The organism is Acinetobacter sp. RUH 2624, assembly GCF_000162375.2.
Lineage (GTDB): Bacteria > Pseudomonadota > Gammaproteobacteria > Pseudomonadales > Moraxellaceae > Acinetobacter > Acinetobacter nosocomialis.
This window is the reverse complement of the sequence record NZ_KI391939.1, coordinates 577393-595073: the sequence shown is the minus strand read 5'-3', so window position 1 is coordinate 595073 and position 17681 is coordinate 577393. Positions and strand designations below refer to the sequence as shown.

The following is a 17681-nucleotide window of genomic DNA, read 5'->3' as shown; positions in this document are numbered from 1 at the left end:
AGCCTCTGTATCTAAAACATACATACTGAAAATACCAACCGTAAAAGGAATAGAAGTATGAACAACAATCATACATTCAAGCAAGAAAGCGCTTCTGCAACTAGTTCTAATAATCGCGTTCCACTTAATGAAGCGCAACTTCTAGCAGATGAGGCAAAGTATTGTTCACACGGCGATACAGTACACTATGTAAACCCACCTAAAATTTTTACGGATTGTCAGGGCAGCTATATTTTTGATGACCAGAATATCCCCTATCTAGACTTACAAATGTGGTATTCAGCGGTTAACTTTGGTTATAAAAACCCACGTTTAGATCAAGCGCTCATCGACCAAATTCATAAACTTCCTCAAATTGCCAGCCAATATTTGCACCCAACTAAAATTGAACTCAGCAAAGTCATTGCTGAAGACATGCTTAAAAAAACAGGTGTACAAGGTCGTGTTCACTATAACGTAGGTGGTTCTCAAGCAATTGAAGATTCATTAAAGCTTGTACGTAACTTCTGCAAAGGCAAAAGCCGTATGTTTGCCTTCGAAGGTGGTTACCATGGCCGTACTTTAGGTGCATCTTCAATTACTTCAAGCTACCGCTACCGCCGCCGCTATGGTCATTTTGGTGAGCGTGCTCAGTTCATTCCATTCCCATATCCGTTCCGTCGTCCTAAAGGTATGACACCAGAAGAATATGCAGATAAGTTAGTTGCCGAATTCGCACGTCTTTTTGAAAATGAATACCACGGTGTGTGGGACCCTAAAGTTCGTGAAAGTGAATTTGCGGCTTTTTATATTGAAACAATTCAGGGTACTGGCGGTTACGTTATTCCACCGAAAAACTTCTATAAAGGCCTGAAAAAAGTTCTAGATGACCACGGTATTTTATTGGTTGTCGATGAAATCCAAATGGGCTTCTACCGTACCGGTAAACTTTGGTCTTTCGAACATTTCGATATTACGCCAGACGTTGTTGCATTTGGTAAAGCGTTGACCAACGGATTAAACCCACTTGCCGGTATTTGGGCAAAAGAAGAAATGATTAATCCTGAAACGTTCCCAGTGGGTTCAACTCACTCAACGTTTGCTTCTAACCCGCTTGGTACGGCAGTTGGTCTTGAAGTCATGAACATGTTGGCTGAAAAAGACTACGAAAAACAAATCATGGAAAGTGGTGCTTATTTCCTAGAAGGTCTAAAAGACTTGCAATCACGTCATCCAGAAATTGGTGATGTTGATGGATTAGGACTAGCATTACGTGCAGAAATTTGTCAGGCTGATGGCTTTACTCCAAACAAAGAATTGTTGGATAAAATGGTCGATATCGGTCTTTCAGGTACCCTTGAATACCAAGGTCAACAATGTGGTTTGGTGTTAGATGTAGGCGGTTATTACAAGAACGTAATTACATTCGCACCTTCACTAGAGATCTCAAGAGCCGAAATCGATCAAGCGATGGTATTACTTGACCAATTATTAGTTCGAGCTAAACGGGAAATATAAAATTAATTTATGACTATAAACCTGAATCAGTTAGAACCTCAGGCGGTGGTGGATGCTTTTTTAAAGCATCCACCTTTAAGTTTTCAGGTTCATTCGCCTAGCGATTTTTTACCTTATTTTTATACAGAGTTTGATTTATTAACGACTCTAGATACAGACCTTCTTAAAAAAATTAAATCATTACCAGGCTATCAAATCTGGGGAAAACTCCTTCATTTTAAAACGTGTTTTATCGGGACAACGGTCACAGAATACAGCTTATTACCTAATGGACTTCCTCTGGACTCAATAGCAGATTTTTTAAAAAATAATGACCAGAAAATTAAGTTAGGTATTATTAAAGATCTTCCTTTAGACTCACCTTTGCTCAGCGATCTTGAAAATAATTACAGTCAAACTTTTATTCAAGAAGCAGAAAAAAAAGGTTTTCTATCTGTAGAAGGACAAGCTTTAGCTTATGTTCCTATCGATTTTTTAAGCCGTGAAGAATATCTTTCTCGACTCTCTAAACCACGCCGTAAAAACTTTAAACGTAAACTCAAAAGTTTAAATGAATTAAACATTGAACAGTTATGTACGGGCGATGAACGCTTTAATGATCATGAGTTTAGAACATATTTATATGAACTCTATCTGGCCGTTTATCACCAAAGCGAAATACATTTTGACCTACTCAGCCCTGAGTTTTTTTCAGAAATTCTTCAAGATGTACACAGTGGCGGTAAAGTCTTTTTATATTGGGCAGATACAACCCTAGTCGGTTATAACATTTGTTATGAATACAAAGACAATCTGGTTGATAAATATATTGGTCTCAATTACCCGCTCGCAAAAGACTACAATTTATATTTTATTAGCTGGTTCGTAAATTTAGACTATGCCCTAGCCAACAACCTCAAATTTTACATCGCAGGCTGGACTGACCCTGAAGTCAAAGCTCAACTAGGGGCTAAATTTACATTTACTCGACATCTGGTATGGATACATTCACCTGCCTTACGTTTTATTTTAAAGAAATTACGTCCTTTATTTGAAGCAGATCATCAGTGGCATGTTAAACAGGAAACACGATCATGAGTTCAGTAAATAACAGAACACCTGTCGTTTTAAACTTTGATGATTCTGCTGGTGATCCTGATGATGCTGTACGCGTTGATCTCACCTCATGGCAAGAAATCATTCGCTTTGGTTGTAAATTAAAAGAGTTCGACGAGTTACGTACACATCTAAACCAACATTTACATTCAAAGTTGGGTTGTGTCCTGTTAGGTAGTGGTGATTATCACCATGTTACCCAGCTTTTACTGGAAAGATTGCCATCTGCTGAGCCAATTCATCTGATTGTCTGTGATAACCACCCTGACAATATGCGTTACCCTTTTGGTATTCACTGTGGCTCCTGGGTGTATTGGGCAAGTAAACTTCCACAAGTTGCCAGAATAGATGTACTTGGAATTAGCTCAAGTGATATTGGATGGCTACATGCAGTAGAAAACCATTGGTCACCGCTCTATAAAGGAAAGCTGCATTACTGGAGTATTCAGCAAAATGCATCATGGGTGCGTTTTACAGGCAAAAAGAAAGCATGGCAAAACTTCGATCATCCAGATGAGTTACTAACTGCATTTCTCACAGAAATAAAAGCATCGAACTTACCTGTTTATTTATCGATTGATAAGGATGTGCTGTCGAGCGAAGTCGTCATGACAAACTGGGATCAAGGTAAGTTTCTAGAGAAGCACTTACAGAGCTTGATTGAAGCGTGTAAGGGTCGATTAGTAGCTGCGGATATTACAGGTGACGTTTCAGCCTATCATTATAAAAACTACTTTAAACGGTTTTTAGCAGCTTCGGATGGGCAACAAGAACCGACTGCCGAAGAACTCTCAAACTGGCAATTAGAACAGAAAGCTCTGAACCTACGGTTAATTCATGCCATAGATTCAGCTTGGTCAGATCAATAAGAAAAATCCCACAAGCTGTGGGTTTTCTCTTAATTACTTCGCTGCGTTTACGCCAACGATAAATTGGCTACAATTCGAGCCTTCAGAAGCATTGCCTAACTGCTTTTCAGAAAACTTAAATTTTGATGCCACAGAAGCATAATCTTTCTTAAGGGTTTGACCTGTAAGCTCACCTAACTCTTTTACTTGTTCAGGCTTTAAAATCTCGTGTTTAACTGCTTGATTGACCATTACACATGCAGTGGTCATCGCATCATAACGTGCGGCAGTTTTCGAATAACCTAACGCACCGATCACACCACCAACAATTAAACCGACTACTACAGCCAAAGTTACATGCATTTTATTCATTTTAAATACCTAAAAATCAAACTAAAAACGAGCACTTTAAGAGTTTGTGCTCAAGTAGAATTAAGATAACTTCTTTTATTTGATATAAAAAGTTAGATTCTGTCAGATTTATTGATAGTTGAGTTGTCGTAAAGACATTACCATGCTCTCTGTAAGTATGGATGTTTACTCTTTCTATTCAATACATAAGAAATATCCGTGTTTGGACTTAAATTTAAAAATTAATCACATCATTTTTTGTTAGTTAGAATATTCCCATAAAAAAAAGTTTCCTCATATGAAAAAATAATTTTTCCTTTGTTAACTAGATAAACAATACAATCATCATCACTGGGATAAAAAAAATCACTCCATGCTTTTATAAGTATACTTGATGGAATAATTGCACAATTACTCCTTCCCCAAAAAAAAATTAATAATTCAGTTGGTTGCAATTTTTGAACAAAAAAATCTCTCGACTTATCATCTTCATCAAAATCCAAATCTTTTTTTTCAGCTAGTAAAAAATAATTTTCTTTAATTTCCATCAGGTTATTAAACGAAAATAAAGAATCCCAAAGTTTTTTTGACTCATCTTTTATCAAGAAAATAATTTTATATTTATCCTCATCTGATAAAGAACAATCAACTGAATTAAAACGCCATGTTATGGGATATTTCTTTTCATCAAAAATTAATGTTTGATTATTCATCATAAAAACACTCCACTCCCCAATCATTTAGTGCTACTATCTTTAATGTAATCACTAAATTTTACATATAGAATATTATACGGAGTTTAGATATCTTTTAATGATGCTCTAACCCTCTCCATCATAATAAACAGAAATACCCTGAAATATCAATCCACTCAATTCTACAGAAAAATTAAATTTCCCATTTTTTGACTTTATAATAATGCCATTATCAGTCTTTTTAACATTTAATTCTTTATAACCATTAAGCAACCACTCAGTTATCAAAACATCTCCGGTTATTTTCCCTTTAGTTTTAATAACAATAGTATTATAATCAACACCCCAAACTCCATATTTCTCAACAGAAATATCTGGTTCTTTATTCACATGAAATTCGATATCACAGTACCCTGACAAGTCAATACTAAATCTCCCTATTAAGATAGAGGAAGTTATATCACCAGAATACAATTTCTTTAAAAAAACATTATTAGTCATTTCATCAATAATCATAAATTAACTACCACCTTTAGGTTTAAAGTATTGTAATACCTATATCTTAGGAGGATGGATATTTAATTGATAATTAAAGTTGATTTCTAACTTTTCATAACCGAACTCATGACCATTAACAATATTTTGCTGGGTTAAACGTCCCATCGTATCGTAATGTTGTTCTTGGCTAATTCCGTTGGCATAGTGACGTACAATTTCACGGTGTAAATCATCACGCTCAAAGCTAATAAGGTCTTGACCATTCACTATTAAACTTTGTACATGACCGCTACCATACGAAACACTATTAATGTTTTGGTATCCCAAGAAATTTATTTCAAGTTCAAATTTATTAACAATATCTACAATTTTTTGTTTACTACGTAGATATAAGTTTTATCAGTATCTCTAACAATATAATTAGACAAGTAGATTTTTTAAGAGCTCAAAAATCATTCTATTAAACATCTTATTTTAAAGTAGTACTTCAAATATATAGAAGTACTACTTTTAATTTTGGAATACCCTTTATACCTTAACCATAAAAAAATTCTAAAAAATAGTCTACATCCAATACTACATTTTCTTTTATAAGGGTTTTCTTTAGTTCTTCTAAGAAACCTGTCTTATATCCTCCATTTTCACCTCTAGGGTTAGAGTCATATAAATCAATAATTAAATTTTGTATAACATTAATTTGCAAAAAAAATCAAATAAATTTTTAGCAATGATATGTAATTCATCGCCTGAAATACATGCTCCTATCTCGCCACTATTATGATTTATGTATACAATATTTACATCATGCTGTGTTAAGAATACTGTAGCACTTTCCCCATCGAATATATCTTCAAACATATATTGAATATTGTCTAACGAATCTTTTCCTAAAAAATCATTTATATTCCCTCCTAGATCAATATTAAAATCATTTTCAGGAATACAACTTAAATAGCTTTTAAACAGATCATCATTAACAGAATTAACCTGATTAATAAGGAATCCTTCACCATAAATTATTTCATTACATTCACCAACTTCCTCTAATAATTTTTTAAAACAAACTTGCACTATTAAGACTCCCTATTTAATACAATTAAATAGTATCAAATATTTTATCTAAAAATCATTAAAACCCAACACAAAAACTAAAAATATTTAAAGGGATATCTTTCATATAAACCTTCATTAATAGAATTGACTAATTTCTTAAATTGATCTTGTTCAACTTTATTAAGCTCTTCGTTTATATCCAATTCTTCTTCAAGTTGTTGATAAGAAAATGCCATTTTAAGAAAGTCTTCAAAAGTAATTCTCATATCTATAAACTGATTAATATTCAAATACTCCCCTTGGTTATGGTCATAAAACAAGATATTATTTTTTTCCTTACCTATAAACCATTCATCACCTTGACCGGTACGACCAATTATCCAAACTTTCTCACTAATTTCAGGATAATTTTCATGAAGATATTGATTTTCTTTTAATGCTGTTTCGTACCCCAAAATTATAATATCAGGTGTAATTTCTATTTCTCTATATTTACCTAAAAAAGATAAATAATTATCATCGAGCTGAGGTAGTTTGCCAAATTTCTTTATTTCGCTAGTTCTTTCAAATAATTTCGCTTTAATTTCTTGATCTGTCAACCTTGTCCCGCGCGCAAAGCTCCCCATTGGTCCGTACGCAGTTCAAAACCCTCTCCGCGGTCTTCACCTTCCGCTTTATCTTTAGGATGACTGAGTTTCCCCAGATTTAACTGGCTTGCACCATGACTGCTTTGTAGCTGGGTACTAATTTGGCCCGGGGTATCATCAAATCTGAGTTGTCCAAAACCACCACCCGACACTTCTTTGGAACGGATACCACTCAGCTTTTTAGTATCGGGAAGTTTACCTTTGTTATCAAACTTGGTTGGATGACGCTGTGCCTCATGAATTCGGCCCATCACAAATGGTCGGTCTATATCACCATTAAAGAAGTCAATAACGACAATTTCACCAACACGCGGTAAAAAACGCGCACCATAACCTTCTCCAGCCCACGGCGTTAAAACGTCAATCCAAGCTGAATCGGTGTCATTATTATTGGCTCCTGCACCCCCATCATGGCTATGATCATCACTACGGGTAAACAGGAAACGGACTTTAATACGTCCCCATTCATCTACATAAATTTCTTCACCTTCAGGACCCACCACTTTTGCGCGTTGTGGATGAGTAACCGGACTATGAGTTTGTGGGTTATAAGCTGGCGTTGTTGGAATATGACGACGTTGTAAAATCAACTGATTCGCTTGGCGTTCATCACTGTTCTCGGGGTTTTGTATTGACCAGTTACTTTTCGCCAATAGACCATTAATTTGGTCATTTAAGTCTTTAGGTAAGTTATTCTGATTAAAGAAATTTTTAGAAACAATCAAAAAGCTTTTATCTGAGCCTTCATGCTGGTCTATTTCTGGGTGTTCATTGAGTTCGAAATAGTAACCCACATAGGCATCGCGGACTGTCGTTTGCGCAATAAAGCGTTTAGACTGTGCATCGTAATAATTGTTGAGGTTCTGGTTTAAGCGTTCAACTTGTTGATTTCCAGATTTAGTTACACCATCCTCACCCTTTAAGTCACCAGTCCATGCAGGCGCATAGTTCCAAGCTTGCTCTAAGCCAAGTGTAGCATTGTCATATTGTTCACTATGCTGATGCTTACTTTGAACGCTTCCAACTCCTTCTTCTTGTTCTAATATTTCTGCTTGCCAACGTTGTATATGCATAACGTTCGGTTGAAGAGAACGTTCGGCAGTTAGGCGAGTCATACTGTCGTATTGCTCCACTGCACTACTACGATGGTAACGAATCGTTTTACGGTCTAAGGGCTGATATTCACTATTGGCATCAATCAACCTGAGTTTCTGAGCTTGAATAGATGTATCGGTACTTGGAACAATATGCTGAGCTTCATCAATCAGCCAGTTAATCCCTTCACTACGAAGTAAGCGTGTGAGAAAGTCCCAATCACTTTCGTTATGTTGCATAACAAAAGGACGAACATCATAAGTTTTTGTTAAACCACTTAAATCTAAACTTAAACTTGCAGCAAATAGCGGATTTTTAACTTGCCATTCTTTAAAGAGTATTTCCCATATTTCAACGACGCTTTTATTCATAAATACGCGCGAATTGCGACGATATTTCCATAATGCGGTTGGGTCTTCTAAGGTCAGCTTATATAAAGTTAGACTGCCATCTGACTGGCCCTGTTGAGCATGAGTAATAATGCCTGTAACGCGAGTTAATTCACCTCGCTCCGTCACTATATCTACAGCGGCCTGACTGCCAATGAAAGATTTTAGTTGAATCGTTGCATTAGTTGATAGGCATAAAAGTTCTGCTTTTAAACCATCATTGAGTGCATGTACACCATCAATTCTTTGCAGAAATACTTGGTCATTCAATATCGGAGAAGTAAATTGAATGTGAATAGCACGTTTCTGTGGGCTAATGCCCAAACTATCTAAAACTTGATGAATACTGTTCAACATCTTTATAGGACTGAATTATATTTAGCATTATTTTACAAAGCACGTACAGATCTGTCCATTTAATTAATAATTAATTTTACATTTAAATTAACTATAAAAAATTATTCTATCTACTCGAATATTTTTCTAACGGAGCAAGATCAAATAATTTTTTAATTTTTCTATATTAAACCTTATTTATAAAGTATTAATTATTAAAAATAGAACAATAAATCAATTACTTAAAAATGTATAAGCAATAAATAAACTTATACATTTCGTTTGTTAGGTCAGATTGCAAAAATATCACAATCCTATGTTATATATAGCATTTTTTAATTTCAACATAAGTATTCTTTTATAAAAAAATACATCTAAAAATATTTTTACTGATAGATTTATTCTAAAATAATTTAGAAATTTTAAATTATAATTAGAAACAATTTTTAACATTTCTTAACACTCCTTTAAGTCTGACTAAAATGTATTAAAACTCGCTCAATTCTTCCTTCTCTTACATCTGAATTATCTGAACTTAAAAGCTGAATAATGGCGCCTTCAATCATATATAAAAACAATTTGGCATCATGAAATGAAGCATCAGTGTTAACTATTCTAAGCTGGCTATAAATTTCATTGGTCAGCCAAGTTCTGTATTTAATAGCGATTTGGTAAGCGTTTGAATAAGTATTCTTAGTTTCAAAAATGGCTTTAAATAATAGATAGTACGGCCCTTCTAAATCGATATGTAAGTTATATAGTTTGTTGAGTTTATCTGTCACGCTTGTGTTGTGGTCATATTCAACCATTGCAACAACTTTGTCTTGTAGCCGTTCTTTTTGTACTAGTAGACAGATTTCAATAAACCGCGCTTTAGACTGAAAATAATGATAAAAAGTCATTTTTGTAATTTCAGACTCTTTCACAATTCTATCTACACCGACGAGATGGAATCCGTGATGATGAAATAAATCAATTCCCTTATTTACAACTTTTAAAGCACGTGTAGAAAGTACTAAAGGTGACATAGTTTTACCGTTATAAATTCTTGTTGTTTCTAAATGAGATACTTTTTTGGGAGAAAAAAGGCACAGCAAAGCCGTAAAGACTGTGCTTGGCACATCTCAAGTTTTATTGTTGATACAAATTTTTGAGCCGTAATGACTTAAAGTCTGAAAACCCAAAAGGCTATCAAACTGTTTAAAGATGATTTAAGTGGTGTCGTTATAGCTTTTGGCATAGGCTGCCAAGAAATAATGGATGTGCAAAGCCAACTCCTTTTTATTGGGAGTTCTGCCAGACATTAAAATTATGGTGGCAGAACGAAAGGGGGTTAGCAGACTGGCCGAAAAAACCCAGCACACCCGAAGGTGTCCCCCTCCCGTTCCGCCGCAGAGGGGGCACGAGGGTTCGTCACTAAAAGATTGCTCTTTTAATGCTTTTCGGAACGGTCTGCTAAAACCGACTGGCAATGTGGCCAGCAGGCAAAGAATAGTGTCCAAGTCTCTTGCCGTCAAGCACACAAAATGACATTTGCTTTAAATTAGATCATTAAAAAAGTAAGGCTAAATAATTTAGCTTTATTATTAAAATTTGGTTTATAAAATCGAAGAAATTTATATAGATATATGATTTTTGATAGGTCAAAATGAACGTTTATTTTTAAAGACATTTATAAAAAATTATAGATGAGACCGAGTATAAGAGGACATTGAATGAAGAACTTTCTAACTAAGAAAATGTACGCGTCTAGAGCTTTATTTTTTGCTGTAGGCGTTATGGCTTTAAATGTGTCCCCTATTGTTGTTTCTACTGCTCATGCAGCAGCAGAACAAAAAATAGATACTTTATCTAGTAAGCTTTCATCAATTTTTGCAGATAAACCCATAGAAGCTTCTTTATTTAGCTCTCAATTTTTAGGACAAGTTTCCATCACACAAATTCAAAAAATCGTTGATGACTTAAAAGTATCTTTAGGCACTCTTAAAAGTATTAATGTTTCTAATGGTTCAGGAACGATTGATTTTGAAAAAGGAGAATTACCTGTTTCAATTAGCTTAGATCAGCAAGGGCAAATTAGTACCCTTTGGTTTAGCGCACCTCATTTTAAGATAGTAAGCTTAGATGAAACAGTCAAAGGTTTACATGAAAATGCAGTCGGTAAAACCTCTCTTTTAGTTGTTGTAGATAACAAACCTGTGATTGTTGAAAATGATAAAACCCCTATGGCTGTAGGCTCGACTTTTAAGTTACTCGTTTTAAAAGCATATGAAGATGCGATAAAAAAAGGCGAATTAAAAAGAGAAACTATTGTTTCTTTAAAAGAAAAAAATCGCTCATTACCAACAGGAGTTTTACAAAACCTACCTGCTGGTACACCTGTAAATCTCGAGCTTCTCGCGCAGTTAATGATACAAATTAGCGATAACACAGCGACCGATAGCCTTATAGAGGTATTAAAAAAGCCTCGTATAGAAGCGTTGTCACCTAGAAACTCTCCTATGCTGACCACACGAGAACTATTTCAACTGATTGATTCGAGTAATGAACAGCTCAGAAATAAGTTTAAAACAGGTACAAAATCGGCTCGTTTAGAAGTGCTCTCTGAGCTAGATAAACTGCCATTACCAAGTGTGAGTAGCATTGGAAAATCGGCTACTTGGCAAGATGCTGAATGGTATATGTCAGCCAATGAGATTTGTCCTCTTCTTGAAAGTGTTCAAAATGCCCCTGCTCTGAACAGTTCTTTAAATCCACTGTTTAAAAATTTAAATTGGCAAAAAATTGGTTTTAAAGGTGGTTCCGAATACGGCGTGATTAACTTTTCAGTAATTGGAAACACTCAAAAAGGCCATAAAGTTTGTGCAGTATTTACCGCAAATGGAAATGAGCCACAACCTGAGTCAAAACTAGCAATATTATTTACAAGCTTACTTCAAGCAGTTGATTCTATAAATCCTTAACTATAAAGACCCATCATGACTAGAAGACTTTTAGTAACGCCTTATGAGGGGTTGTTTTTGATTTGGAGTTATTCAGAAAAGAATCGTAAAAGTATTTTAATTAAACTGAACAATAGATAGAAATTCGCTATAAGTATTAATCTATTTCTTAAAGATTTTAAAATGAAAAAAGTACTTTTGTTTGACCTAGACCAAACCATTCTTAATCGCAATGAATCGCTTATAAAATTTCTAAATTGGCAAGTAAACTTCTTCAAATTAGTACCACAAGAATTAAAAGAGTCTTTTATTAAAAGCTTCATCAAGTTAGATAACAATGGAAGTGTTTGGAAAGATATTGTTTATGATCAATTAATTAAAAACTTTAATATCAAAAGATATGATACAAATGAATTGCTACAGTCTTATATTAATAATTTTAATAAATTCTCTACAGCTTTTGAAAATGCTCAAAAAATCATTCAAAACCTTCATGCTCAAGGATATACATTGGGCTTAGTATCAAACGGAAAAACACCGTTTCAAGAACATAATTTTTATGCTTTAGGAATAACAGATTATTTTTCAACTATCGTGATTTCTGAAGCCATAGGTTTAAGAAAACCTGACCCAGCAATTTATCTATATACTTGCACTCAATTGGGCTGTAACCCATCCGATGACATTTTTATTGGAGACAATCCCAAAGCAGATATAGAAGGCGCCAAAAAAGTGGGTATGCAAACAATATTTTTCCACCCAACTCTCACTCTTGAACACCCTCTTTCTGATGCAAGTATTCATCATTACGATGAACTTGAAGAAACAATTAAGAGATTAGTTACTAATCCCCTTTATTAAGCCAATCAATATTATAAAAAGCTTAATTTAAATGCTTTGATAAAGTATTTAGCCTATTTTGAGTTTTATAGCTATCATCGAAAAGCCAAACTTAAAAATTACAGATAGTACTTATAGGAAGAGTAATGGAAATTTCATTAAGACTTGCTAACGCTGCCGATCTCAAAGCTATAAACGAACGTTATGCCGAGGTTGATTTTGTACCATCACATGAAGATGAACTTATTGTACTAGCTTCTATTGGCGAGAAAACTGTTGGTCAAGGTAGAGTTGTCTCCATTGATTCGAACAGCGGTGAACTCGGTGGAATTTATGTTTTTCCTGGCAATGAAGGGTTAGGAATTGCTCGTAAAGTGGTCGATTTTCTAATTAAAAACTCGGAATTTTCCAAGCTTTACTGTTTACCCTTTGCTGAACTGGAAGGCTTTTACGGATCAATGGGTTTTAACCCTGTAAAAGATATGGTTCAGGTTCCCAAAGCTGTACTCAAAAAACATGAGTGGTGTAATAGTAATTACGACAAACCAGTTTTACTTTTACAAAGAAGTGAATGAGGCAATACCCATAAAAAAAACCGCCCCAGAAGGCGGTCGCTGAGTATAACCAGCAGGTATATAGAAGTATGGTGGACGAATACTTCTATATTCTTTTATGAAGGAGCTTTATTAGATTTCATAAAATCTTCAGATTTAAAATAATTAATGATCATATCTGCATGCTCTTCTTTTGGAGGAGCAACTGTCACAGGAAGCGATTCTTTAGACATTTTAAATCCGTGTGGGATTAACTGTGAAATTGGCGGGAATTTAGGTTTTCCTCCTTCTGTAACCCGTTCAATAAAACTGGCTAACCAGAGTAAATACTCTCCTTCATTTTCAAACTTTGGCATTACACTTACATCAACTTTAACCTTGCACTCACTAAGCGGTTTAGTTAATTGCTCATCAAAATCGATATAATTAAACTTAAGTTTGAATTCAGTTCCTTTAATGGCCTTACGAATCTGACTGATTAAACAATTCAGATTTTGTGTAAGGTCATTGGTGAATAAGTCATCTTTTTTAATATTCTTATAAACCTTTTCAGCCACGGCTAAATATTTTGGCATTTTTAACCTCCTCAATCTCAATTGTTATAAAGTTTTGATCTTAAAATGATTTATGGTTCTGATTATGGTGAAACAAATGTTAAGGAGTGAAATGTTATTATTGTTGAATGTAAGTAGTTAAAGCTTTCTGTAAGTTGCACCAAAAAAACACCGAAAAAAATTATGGTTTTGTTAAATCCTCCGCAATATTTTTTAAATTATTCTCTTCTTTTGAAACATTTATTTTCAATTAAAATTTACCATTTGGTAAATTAATACGATCTCATTTGCTGATCGCGTCTTACCAGTCCTAAAACTGATCTACGCACCCTAATTTCTTCTTCAGAAAATGGCAGATGTTGTTTCAACTCATCAATAGAAAGAGAATTATTTTCTATTAAAAAACAGTCTTGTTCGGTCGTCCATTGAGAAACTACCGATTCAGTTTGCTTGTAGTAACGTTTCATATGTCCTAGTAAATTGATGAGGCTAAAAAGCTTATAAATAGAACAGGCTTTTTAGTTTTCGAGCAGAAAGAAGAGTAAGAATACTACCGAAATACACAACAATAGAAAAGCCAAACATCACTGTAAAGCATTGTTTGGCACCTGTTAAAAATTAGCTTAATCCAAGTTTAATTGCTGTCATACCTGGCAATGATTATGATGTACATGTAAACCAGATGAAATTCTCTGTCCTTAACAATGGGTTAGTTCGGGCTAAAGGAAAGAACTTTGGTGAAAACTCTCAAGTAGATTTTAAAGTTCAGTGTGATGGGAAAAATTGTCAAATTGATGATATTTACACTCCTGATAGCTATAAAAAAGAAGTAATAGCGATTGTCAAAAATAATCAGTGTTAATAAATATTATTCAGAAGTAAAAGCTACGCTAAGTAGCTTTTACTTAATTTAAGAATGTAATCCAGCGATCATCAAATTATCTAAAATAAGTTCACTACGTTCTAAATCAAATGGAATTACCCAAATTTTTGGTTGTAGTCCAGTCTTCAATAAGTCATGAAGTTTAAACTCAAAAGGCTTTAGTGCTATCTGGAAATTTTTATGTTTTGGATAGATTAATACGATATCTGATGTGTGGCCCTGATACATATGATTATAGGCAAACATCTGATACATATCGCTTTGTTTTATCCCAAATTTTTCCTCAATATTATTGCTATTAATAAGTTTCCATTTAGTATCAAGTATCAAATATTTTTTAGACTTTGATTGTTCACAATAATATTGGATAGCTAAATCTGGTATTAAATTAAATATATCTTTTGAATTATATTGAGCTAAATATTTACTAGATTTCTGAGTCTCAAGCTTTGCTCCTTTTACAAGTTGCTTTGATAATTGTATTTCTACATATTTTTCAAATAACTTTTCCATAGGAAATAGAATACTTTTTGCCTGATTAATACCTTTTACAGCAAATGGGATTTCATTGCCTAAAATCAATTCACACCAATACCTTATATCGGAATAATGCGACATTAGTCGATCATTTTTCCATTTTTTAAAATCTTCCCTATAATTTGTAGATTGAGGCACTTCTGAGAACAGTAAATGAAACTCATGTGATGTTCGCCACAAATCAGCAGTCTTAGCTCTTTTACAGACCACATCAATACATGACCGAATCAACCGATTCTCTGCCCGATTTGACGTAAAAATATCATGTTTTATACTTAATTGATGTTGCCTTGTTAAAGGTTTTCGCATTTGTTGTGCTGTATCTAACTGTCCTCGTAAGAAGTTTTCTTCAGCCTCTACTCGCTGATAATCAAATCGTATCCCTGTACGATAAAGTTTCTGCAAAGCATCTAAAAATTGTGCATAGAACCAGTCTGTTAGAGGTACTTTGAATTTTTCAATCGAGGCAAGACCTGTATCACGCTGTGGCAACTGTAAAACCTGTTTCAAGATTTTAATCAAGATAGCCCTAGCATTACCATTATCCTCTACTGAATCAGCATGTTTTGGTAAGATCTCAATTTCAGTGCCGCATGGGGTTTCAATAACTCCAACAAAATTCTGTACTTGAATTTCCGATGCTGTTCTACCTAACTTTAAAATTCGCTGCCCATTTCTGAGCAGTTCCTGATTCAGTTGAAATAGGTAATCAAAACCACTCTGTGAAATTTCTGCAAAATCCATTTTCTGATTCTGCTGAGGAGGATTTTGTGAAACTCTTAAATATGCATATTCACGGATAGTGATATTCGACATAATCACAATCCACTTAACTCATTTCTGACTTCGGATGTTTCATCATAAATTGCAATATACTTCTTCACATCACTGAATGCTTCAGCCTTAATTTCCCAAATATTACGATTAATCAAGCTTTGATCTTTAAATAATCTATTTTGCGAACTTAGCTCATACTTTTTATGAAGCATTCCATTCCCATTTAAAACCGCATCAATCTTTTCCCAATCGTCAAAGAAATATTCCTGTAATTGTGGAATGATTTTTTGCTGAAAAATTTTAGCTAATTTTTGGATTTCTGGTTCTACTATTAAAGGCATGAAATTGGCATGTCCAATACAGTGGTCTCTATCTAATAGTATTTCGATGCGTTGATTTATTACAGTCAGTAATTTCACAATATTAATACCATCAATCTCTATGTCGTTCTCTTCCTGATCTCTTAACAACTCAGGTTTTGGTGGCATTTCAATAAAATCAAAACGTCGACGTAACGCAACATCCAGCCCAGTTAGAGAACGGTCTGAACTATTCATTGTCCCAATAATATAAAGATTATTAGGAATACTAAATTCTTCTTTTGAGTAAGGCAAAATTGTACTTAACTCTTCATCATTACCTTGACGTTTAGAATCTTCAATTTGGGTAATCAACTCACCAAAAATACGGGAAATATTCCCTCTATTAATTTCATCAATAATTAATACATAAGGTTTAGGTTTTGCATAAGCAGATACACTAGCTTTTAGTTCAGCTCGAAGAGCTTTTGCTATCGCCCATTCATAACTTTTCTGATCAATAATTTCCTCATTCTGTAATTTTAAGTAATTACGAATATGTCTTAACGACAAACTGATATCTATATCTTTTTGAGTTAAGGCAAATAAAGTGCCTTGCTGATTTGCAAAAACTCGTATTTCTTTGCCTGCTTTAGTATGAAAAACAAGTTTTTTCTCTTTTGCTTTCCTTATTAATCGTTCAATAGCTTGATTAATACTTTCATCTTCTATTTGAATACTATTTGAGCGCTTAGCTTCATACTCCATTCGAGCATCATCACAAAGTTCTTTAAACAAACCAGGTTTAACATCATAACTTAGTCCTTTATCATTAGCCTCAGCTCGAATACCCTCAACAAAATCTTCATAACTAAAACTTTGGTGAAAAGTTATAAATTTAATTTGTCCAATTTCTTTATAGTGATCAAATATTTTTTTTAGCTCAGTACGATCTGGATAAAGTTCATCTAACTCTTCAAAAGTTTTATTCAATAAAATACTGAGTGAATGATTAATTGTATGGTAAGTTTTACCAGTACCAGCTGCACCAAATAAAATACGATTTAATGGTCTAATCAACGAATCTTTATCACATTTTGTTTCGTTATCATCTGAAGTAATTGAGTCATGCTGGCTAAATTCCTCCATAGCACTCTTTTTAGGGTTAGCATTTAAATATTGTTCAGCTAATTTATTTCCATATTCCTGAATGGGAATATTTTTATCCTTTTTTCCTAAAAGATACTTATATGCTTGGGAATAAGTAAAATTATTATTTCCACTCAAAAAATCCAACCATGTCTTTGAAAAGATAGGAACAATATTTGGATTTTTTTGATCCTGGTATAAATATGCAATTTTCCATTTTAATACTGGAGAAAAGTCAATCTGGTCTATAGCTTCCATTTCGCCTAATTGACTTGCTTTAATAGTTTCCAATATTCTTTTCTTAACTTCATCAAATGCTTTTTCTTTAGTTTGACCATATTTTTCTAACCATGCATAGTCAGTCTCATAAATTTTACCTTTACCATTCTCTTTCTCATCAGAAGCATTTCTGTGGTAAATACCAAATTTAAATGCAGACCCACCTAAAATATTAGCGATAAGTTTAGTCTTATGTTCAAGCCAATAGCCAAATGTATCAATATTACCTACCTGGGAATACTCTGGCAGAGTCATTTTCTGAACTTTTTCTACTGACCATTGATTTAAAAATTCATTCCAAAGAGTTTGGATTTGCTGCTCACTCATTTCACTTACATCACTTCTATAAGTTGTGCTTAAAAT

Annotated in this window: 16 protein-coding genes and 3 pseudogenes; 7 read left to right on the top strand and 12 right to left on the bottom strand. The window is 33.9% G+C overall.

Translation table 11 applies throughout. The features are described from left to right. Positions 1-57 precede the first annotated feature (57 nt). The 3 genes from HMPREF0014_RS09490 to HMPREF0014_RS09480 are packed head-to-tail and all read left to right on the top strand — an operon-like array spanning position 58 to position 3461. Positions 58-1497, top strand: coding sequence for an aminotransferase class III-fold pyridoxal phosphate-dependent enzyme (locus HMPREF0014_RS09490; protein WP_004887872.1), 1440 nt, complete (start codon positions 58-60; stop codon positions 1495-1497). A 9-nt stretch (positions 1498-1506) separates the two neighbouring features. Further along, positions 1507-2574, top strand: a complete 1068-nt coding sequence (locus tag HMPREF0014_RS09485; RefSeq protein WP_004887875.1) for a GNAT family N-acetyltransferase — start codon at positions 1507-1509, stop codon at positions 2572-2574. Beyond that, a complete protein-coding gene (locus tag HMPREF0014_RS09480) occupies positions 2571-3461 on the top strand; it encodes a hypothetical protein (RefSeq protein WP_004887876.1) in 891 nt (296 codons plus the stop codon). The genes HMPREF0014_RS09485 and HMPREF0014_RS09480 overlap by 4 nt, the downstream gene beginning before the upstream one ends. A gap of 33 nt (positions 3462-3494) precedes the next feature. On the opposite strand, the gene HMPREF0014_RS09475 is transcribed toward HMPREF0014_RS09480, so the two are convergent. The 8 genes and pseudogenes from HMPREF0014_RS09475 to HMPREF0014_RS09440 all read right to left on the bottom strand — a co-directional run bounded on the left by HMPREF0014_RS09475 (position 3495) and on the right by HMPREF0014_RS09440 (position 9532). After that, positions 3495-3812: a hypothetical protein gene (locus HMPREF0014_RS09475; RefSeq protein WP_004887878.1), complete on the bottom strand. Its 318-nt coding sequence runs from the start codon at positions 3810-3812 to the stop codon at positions 3495-3497. A 230-nt stretch (positions 3813-4042) separates the two neighbouring features. Continuing rightward, positions 4043-4507, bottom strand: a complete 465-nt coding sequence (locus HMPREF0014_RS09470) for a hypothetical protein (RefSeq protein ID WP_020992204.1) — start codon at positions 4505-4507, stop codon at positions 4043-4045. Between the two features lie 105 nt (positions 4508-4612). Further along, positions 4613-5002 (bottom strand): hypothetical protein, encoded by a 390-nt coding sequence (locus tag HMPREF0014_RS09465; RefSeq protein ID WP_004887883.1) that lies wholly within the window; start codon positions 5000-5002, stop codon positions 4613-4615. Positions 5003-5098: 96 nt separating this feature from the next. Beyond that, positions 5099-5296 (bottom strand): annotated as a pseudogene (locus HMPREF0014_RS09460) (hypothetical protein); the annotation flags it as partial. A gap of 223 nt (positions 5297-5519) precedes the next feature. Beyond that, a pseudogene (locus HMPREF0014_RS09455) lies at positions 5520-6055 on the bottom strand (hypothetical protein). 77 nt (positions 6056-6132) lie between these two features. Further along, positions 6133-6663 carry a hypothetical protein gene (locus HMPREF0014_RS09450; protein ID WP_004887888.1) on the bottom strand — a complete coding sequence of 177 codons (531 nt, stop codon included), beginning with the start codon at positions 6661-6663 and terminating at the stop codon, positions 6133-6135. Then, positions 6636-8525, bottom strand: a pseudogene (locus tag HMPREF0014_RS09445) (type VI secretion system Vgr family protein); the annotation flags it as partial. The pseudogene HMPREF0014_RS09445 and the gene HMPREF0014_RS09450, both read right to left, overlap by 28 nt. A 446-nt stretch (positions 8526-8971) precedes the next feature. Beyond that, positions 8972-9532 carry a helix-turn-helix domain-containing protein gene (locus HMPREF0014_RS09440; protein ID WP_004887894.1) on the bottom strand — a complete coding sequence of 187 codons (561 nt, stop codon included), beginning with the start codon at positions 9530-9532 and terminating at the stop codon, positions 8972-8974. A 687-nt stretch (positions 9533-10219) separates the two neighbouring features. On the opposite strand from HMPREF0014_RS09440, the gene HMPREF0014_RS09435 reads away from it, so the two are divergent. From HMPREF0014_RS09435 to HMPREF0014_RS09425, 3 genes are all read left to right on the top strand, one after another. Then, positions 10220-11467, top strand: a complete 1248-nt coding sequence (locus HMPREF0014_RS09435; protein WP_004887896.1) for a serine hydrolase — start codon at positions 10220-10222, stop codon at positions 11465-11467. Positions 11468-11629: 162 nt separating this feature from the next. Then, on the top strand, positions 11630-12307 hold the full coding sequence (locus HMPREF0014_RS09430; protein WP_004887898.1) for an HAD family hydrolase: 678 nt from the start codon (positions 11630-11632) through the stop codon (positions 12305-12307). A 125-nt stretch (positions 12308-12432) separates the two neighbouring features. Then, on the top strand, positions 12433-12861 hold the full coding sequence (locus HMPREF0014_RS09425) for a GNAT family N-acetyltransferase (protein WP_004887900.1): 429 nt from the start codon (positions 12433-12435) through the stop codon (positions 12859-12861). A gap of 95 nt (positions 12862-12956) precedes the next feature. On the opposite strand, the gene HMPREF0014_RS09420 is transcribed toward HMPREF0014_RS09425, so the two are convergent. Together HMPREF0014_RS09420 and HMPREF0014_RS25295 are read right to left on the bottom strand one after the other, a co-directional pair. Further along, the gene (locus HMPREF0014_RS09420) at positions 12957-13415 is read right to left on the bottom strand and encodes a hypothetical protein (protein WP_002054486.1); all 459 of its coding nucleotides are present in this window, start codon (positions 13413-13415) and stop codon (positions 12957-12959) included. Positions 13416-13666: 251 nt separating this feature from the next. Then, the gene (locus HMPREF0014_RS25295) at positions 13667-13861 is read right to left on the bottom strand and encodes a hypothetical protein (protein WP_002054484.1); all 195 of its coding nucleotides are present in this window, start codon (positions 13859-13861) and stop codon (positions 13667-13669) included. Positions 13862-14076: 215 nt separating this feature from the next. On the opposite strand from HMPREF0014_RS25295, the gene HMPREF0014_RS0206175 reads away from it, so the two are divergent. Beyond that, the gene (locus HMPREF0014_RS0206175; RefSeq protein WP_006580620.1) at positions 14077-14256 is read left to right on the top strand and encodes a hypothetical protein; all 180 of its coding nucleotides are present in this window, start codon (positions 14077-14079) and stop codon (positions 14254-14256) included. 48 nt (positions 14257-14304) lie between these two features. On the opposite strand, the gene HMPREF0014_RS09415 is transcribed toward HMPREF0014_RS0206175, so the two are convergent. Next, positions 14305-15630 carry an McrC family protein gene (locus tag HMPREF0014_RS09415; RefSeq protein ID WP_004887902.1) on the bottom strand — a complete coding sequence of 442 codons (1326 nt, stop codon included), beginning with the start codon at positions 15628-15630 and terminating at the stop codon, positions 14305-14307. Positions 15631-15632: 2 nt separating this feature from the next. Beyond that, a complete protein-coding gene (locus HMPREF0014_RS09410; RefSeq protein WP_006580619.1) occupies positions 15633-17645 on the bottom strand; it encodes an AAA family ATPase in 2013 nt (670 codons plus the stop codon). Positions 17646-17681 lie beyond the last annotated feature (36 nt).

Bases quoted from the DNA above. Each gene is read 5' to 3' on its own strand.
- HMPREF0014_RS09490 (WP_004887872.1), top strand. From the start codon at position 58: ATGAACAACAATCATACATTCAAGCAAGAAAGCGCTTCTGCAACTAGT.
- HMPREF0014_RS09485 (WP_004887875.1), top strand. From the start codon at position 1,507: ATGACTATAAACCTGAATCAGTTAGAACCTCAGGCGGTGGTGGATGCT.
- HMPREF0014_RS09480 (WP_004887876.1), top strand. From the start codon at position 2,571: ATGAGTTCAGTAAATAACAGAACACCTGTCGTTTTAAACTTTGATGAT.
- HMPREF0014_RS09475 (WP_004887878.1), bottom strand. From the start codon at position 3,812: ATGAATAAAATGCATGTAACTTTGGCTGTAGTAGTCGGTTTAATTGTT.
- HMPREF0014_RS09470 (WP_020992204.1), bottom strand. From the start codon at position 4,507: ATGATGAATAATCAAACATTAATTTTTGATGAAAAGAAATATCCCATA.
- HMPREF0014_RS09465 (WP_004887883.1), bottom strand. From the start codon at position 5,002: ATGATTATTGATGAAATGACTAATAATGTTTTTTTAAAGAAATTGTAT.
- HMPREF0014_RS09450 (WP_004887888.1), bottom strand. From the start codon at position 6,663: ATGGGGAGCTTTGCGCGCGGGACAAGGTTGACAGATCAAGAAATTAAA.
- HMPREF0014_RS09440 (WP_004887894.1), bottom strand. From the start codon at position 9,532: ATGTCACCTTTAGTACTTTCTACACGTGCTTTAAAAGTTGTAAATAAG.
- HMPREF0014_RS09435 (WP_004887896.1), top strand. From the start codon at position 10,220: ATGAAGAACTTTCTAACTAAGAAAATGTACGCGTCTAGAGCTTTATTT.
- HMPREF0014_RS09430 (WP_004887898.1), top strand. From the start codon at position 11,630: ATGAAAAAAGTACTTTTGTTTGACCTAGACCAAACCATTCTTAATCGC.
- HMPREF0014_RS09425 (WP_004887900.1), top strand. From the start codon at position 12,433: ATGGAAATTTCATTAAGACTTGCTAACGCTGCCGATCTCAAAGCTATA.
- HMPREF0014_RS09420 (WP_002054486.1), bottom strand. From the start codon at position 13,415: ATGCCAAAATATTTAGCCGTGGCTGAAAAGGTTTATAAGAATATTAAA.
- HMPREF0014_RS25295 (WP_002054484.1), bottom strand. From the start codon at position 13,861: ATGAAACGTTACTACAAGCAAACTGAATCGGTAGTTTCTCAATGGACG.
- HMPREF0014_RS0206175 (WP_006580620.1), top strand. From the start codon at position 14,077: ATGAAATTCTCTGTCCTTAACAATGGGTTAGTTCGGGCTAAAGGAAAG.
- HMPREF0014_RS09415 (WP_004887902.1), bottom strand. From the start codon at position 15,630: ATGTCGAATATCACTATCCGTGAATATGCATATTTAAGAGTTTCACAA.
- HMPREF0014_RS09410 (WP_006580619.1), bottom strand. From the start codon at position 17,645: ATGAGTGAGCAGCAAATCCAAACTCTTTGGAATGAATTTTTAAATCAA.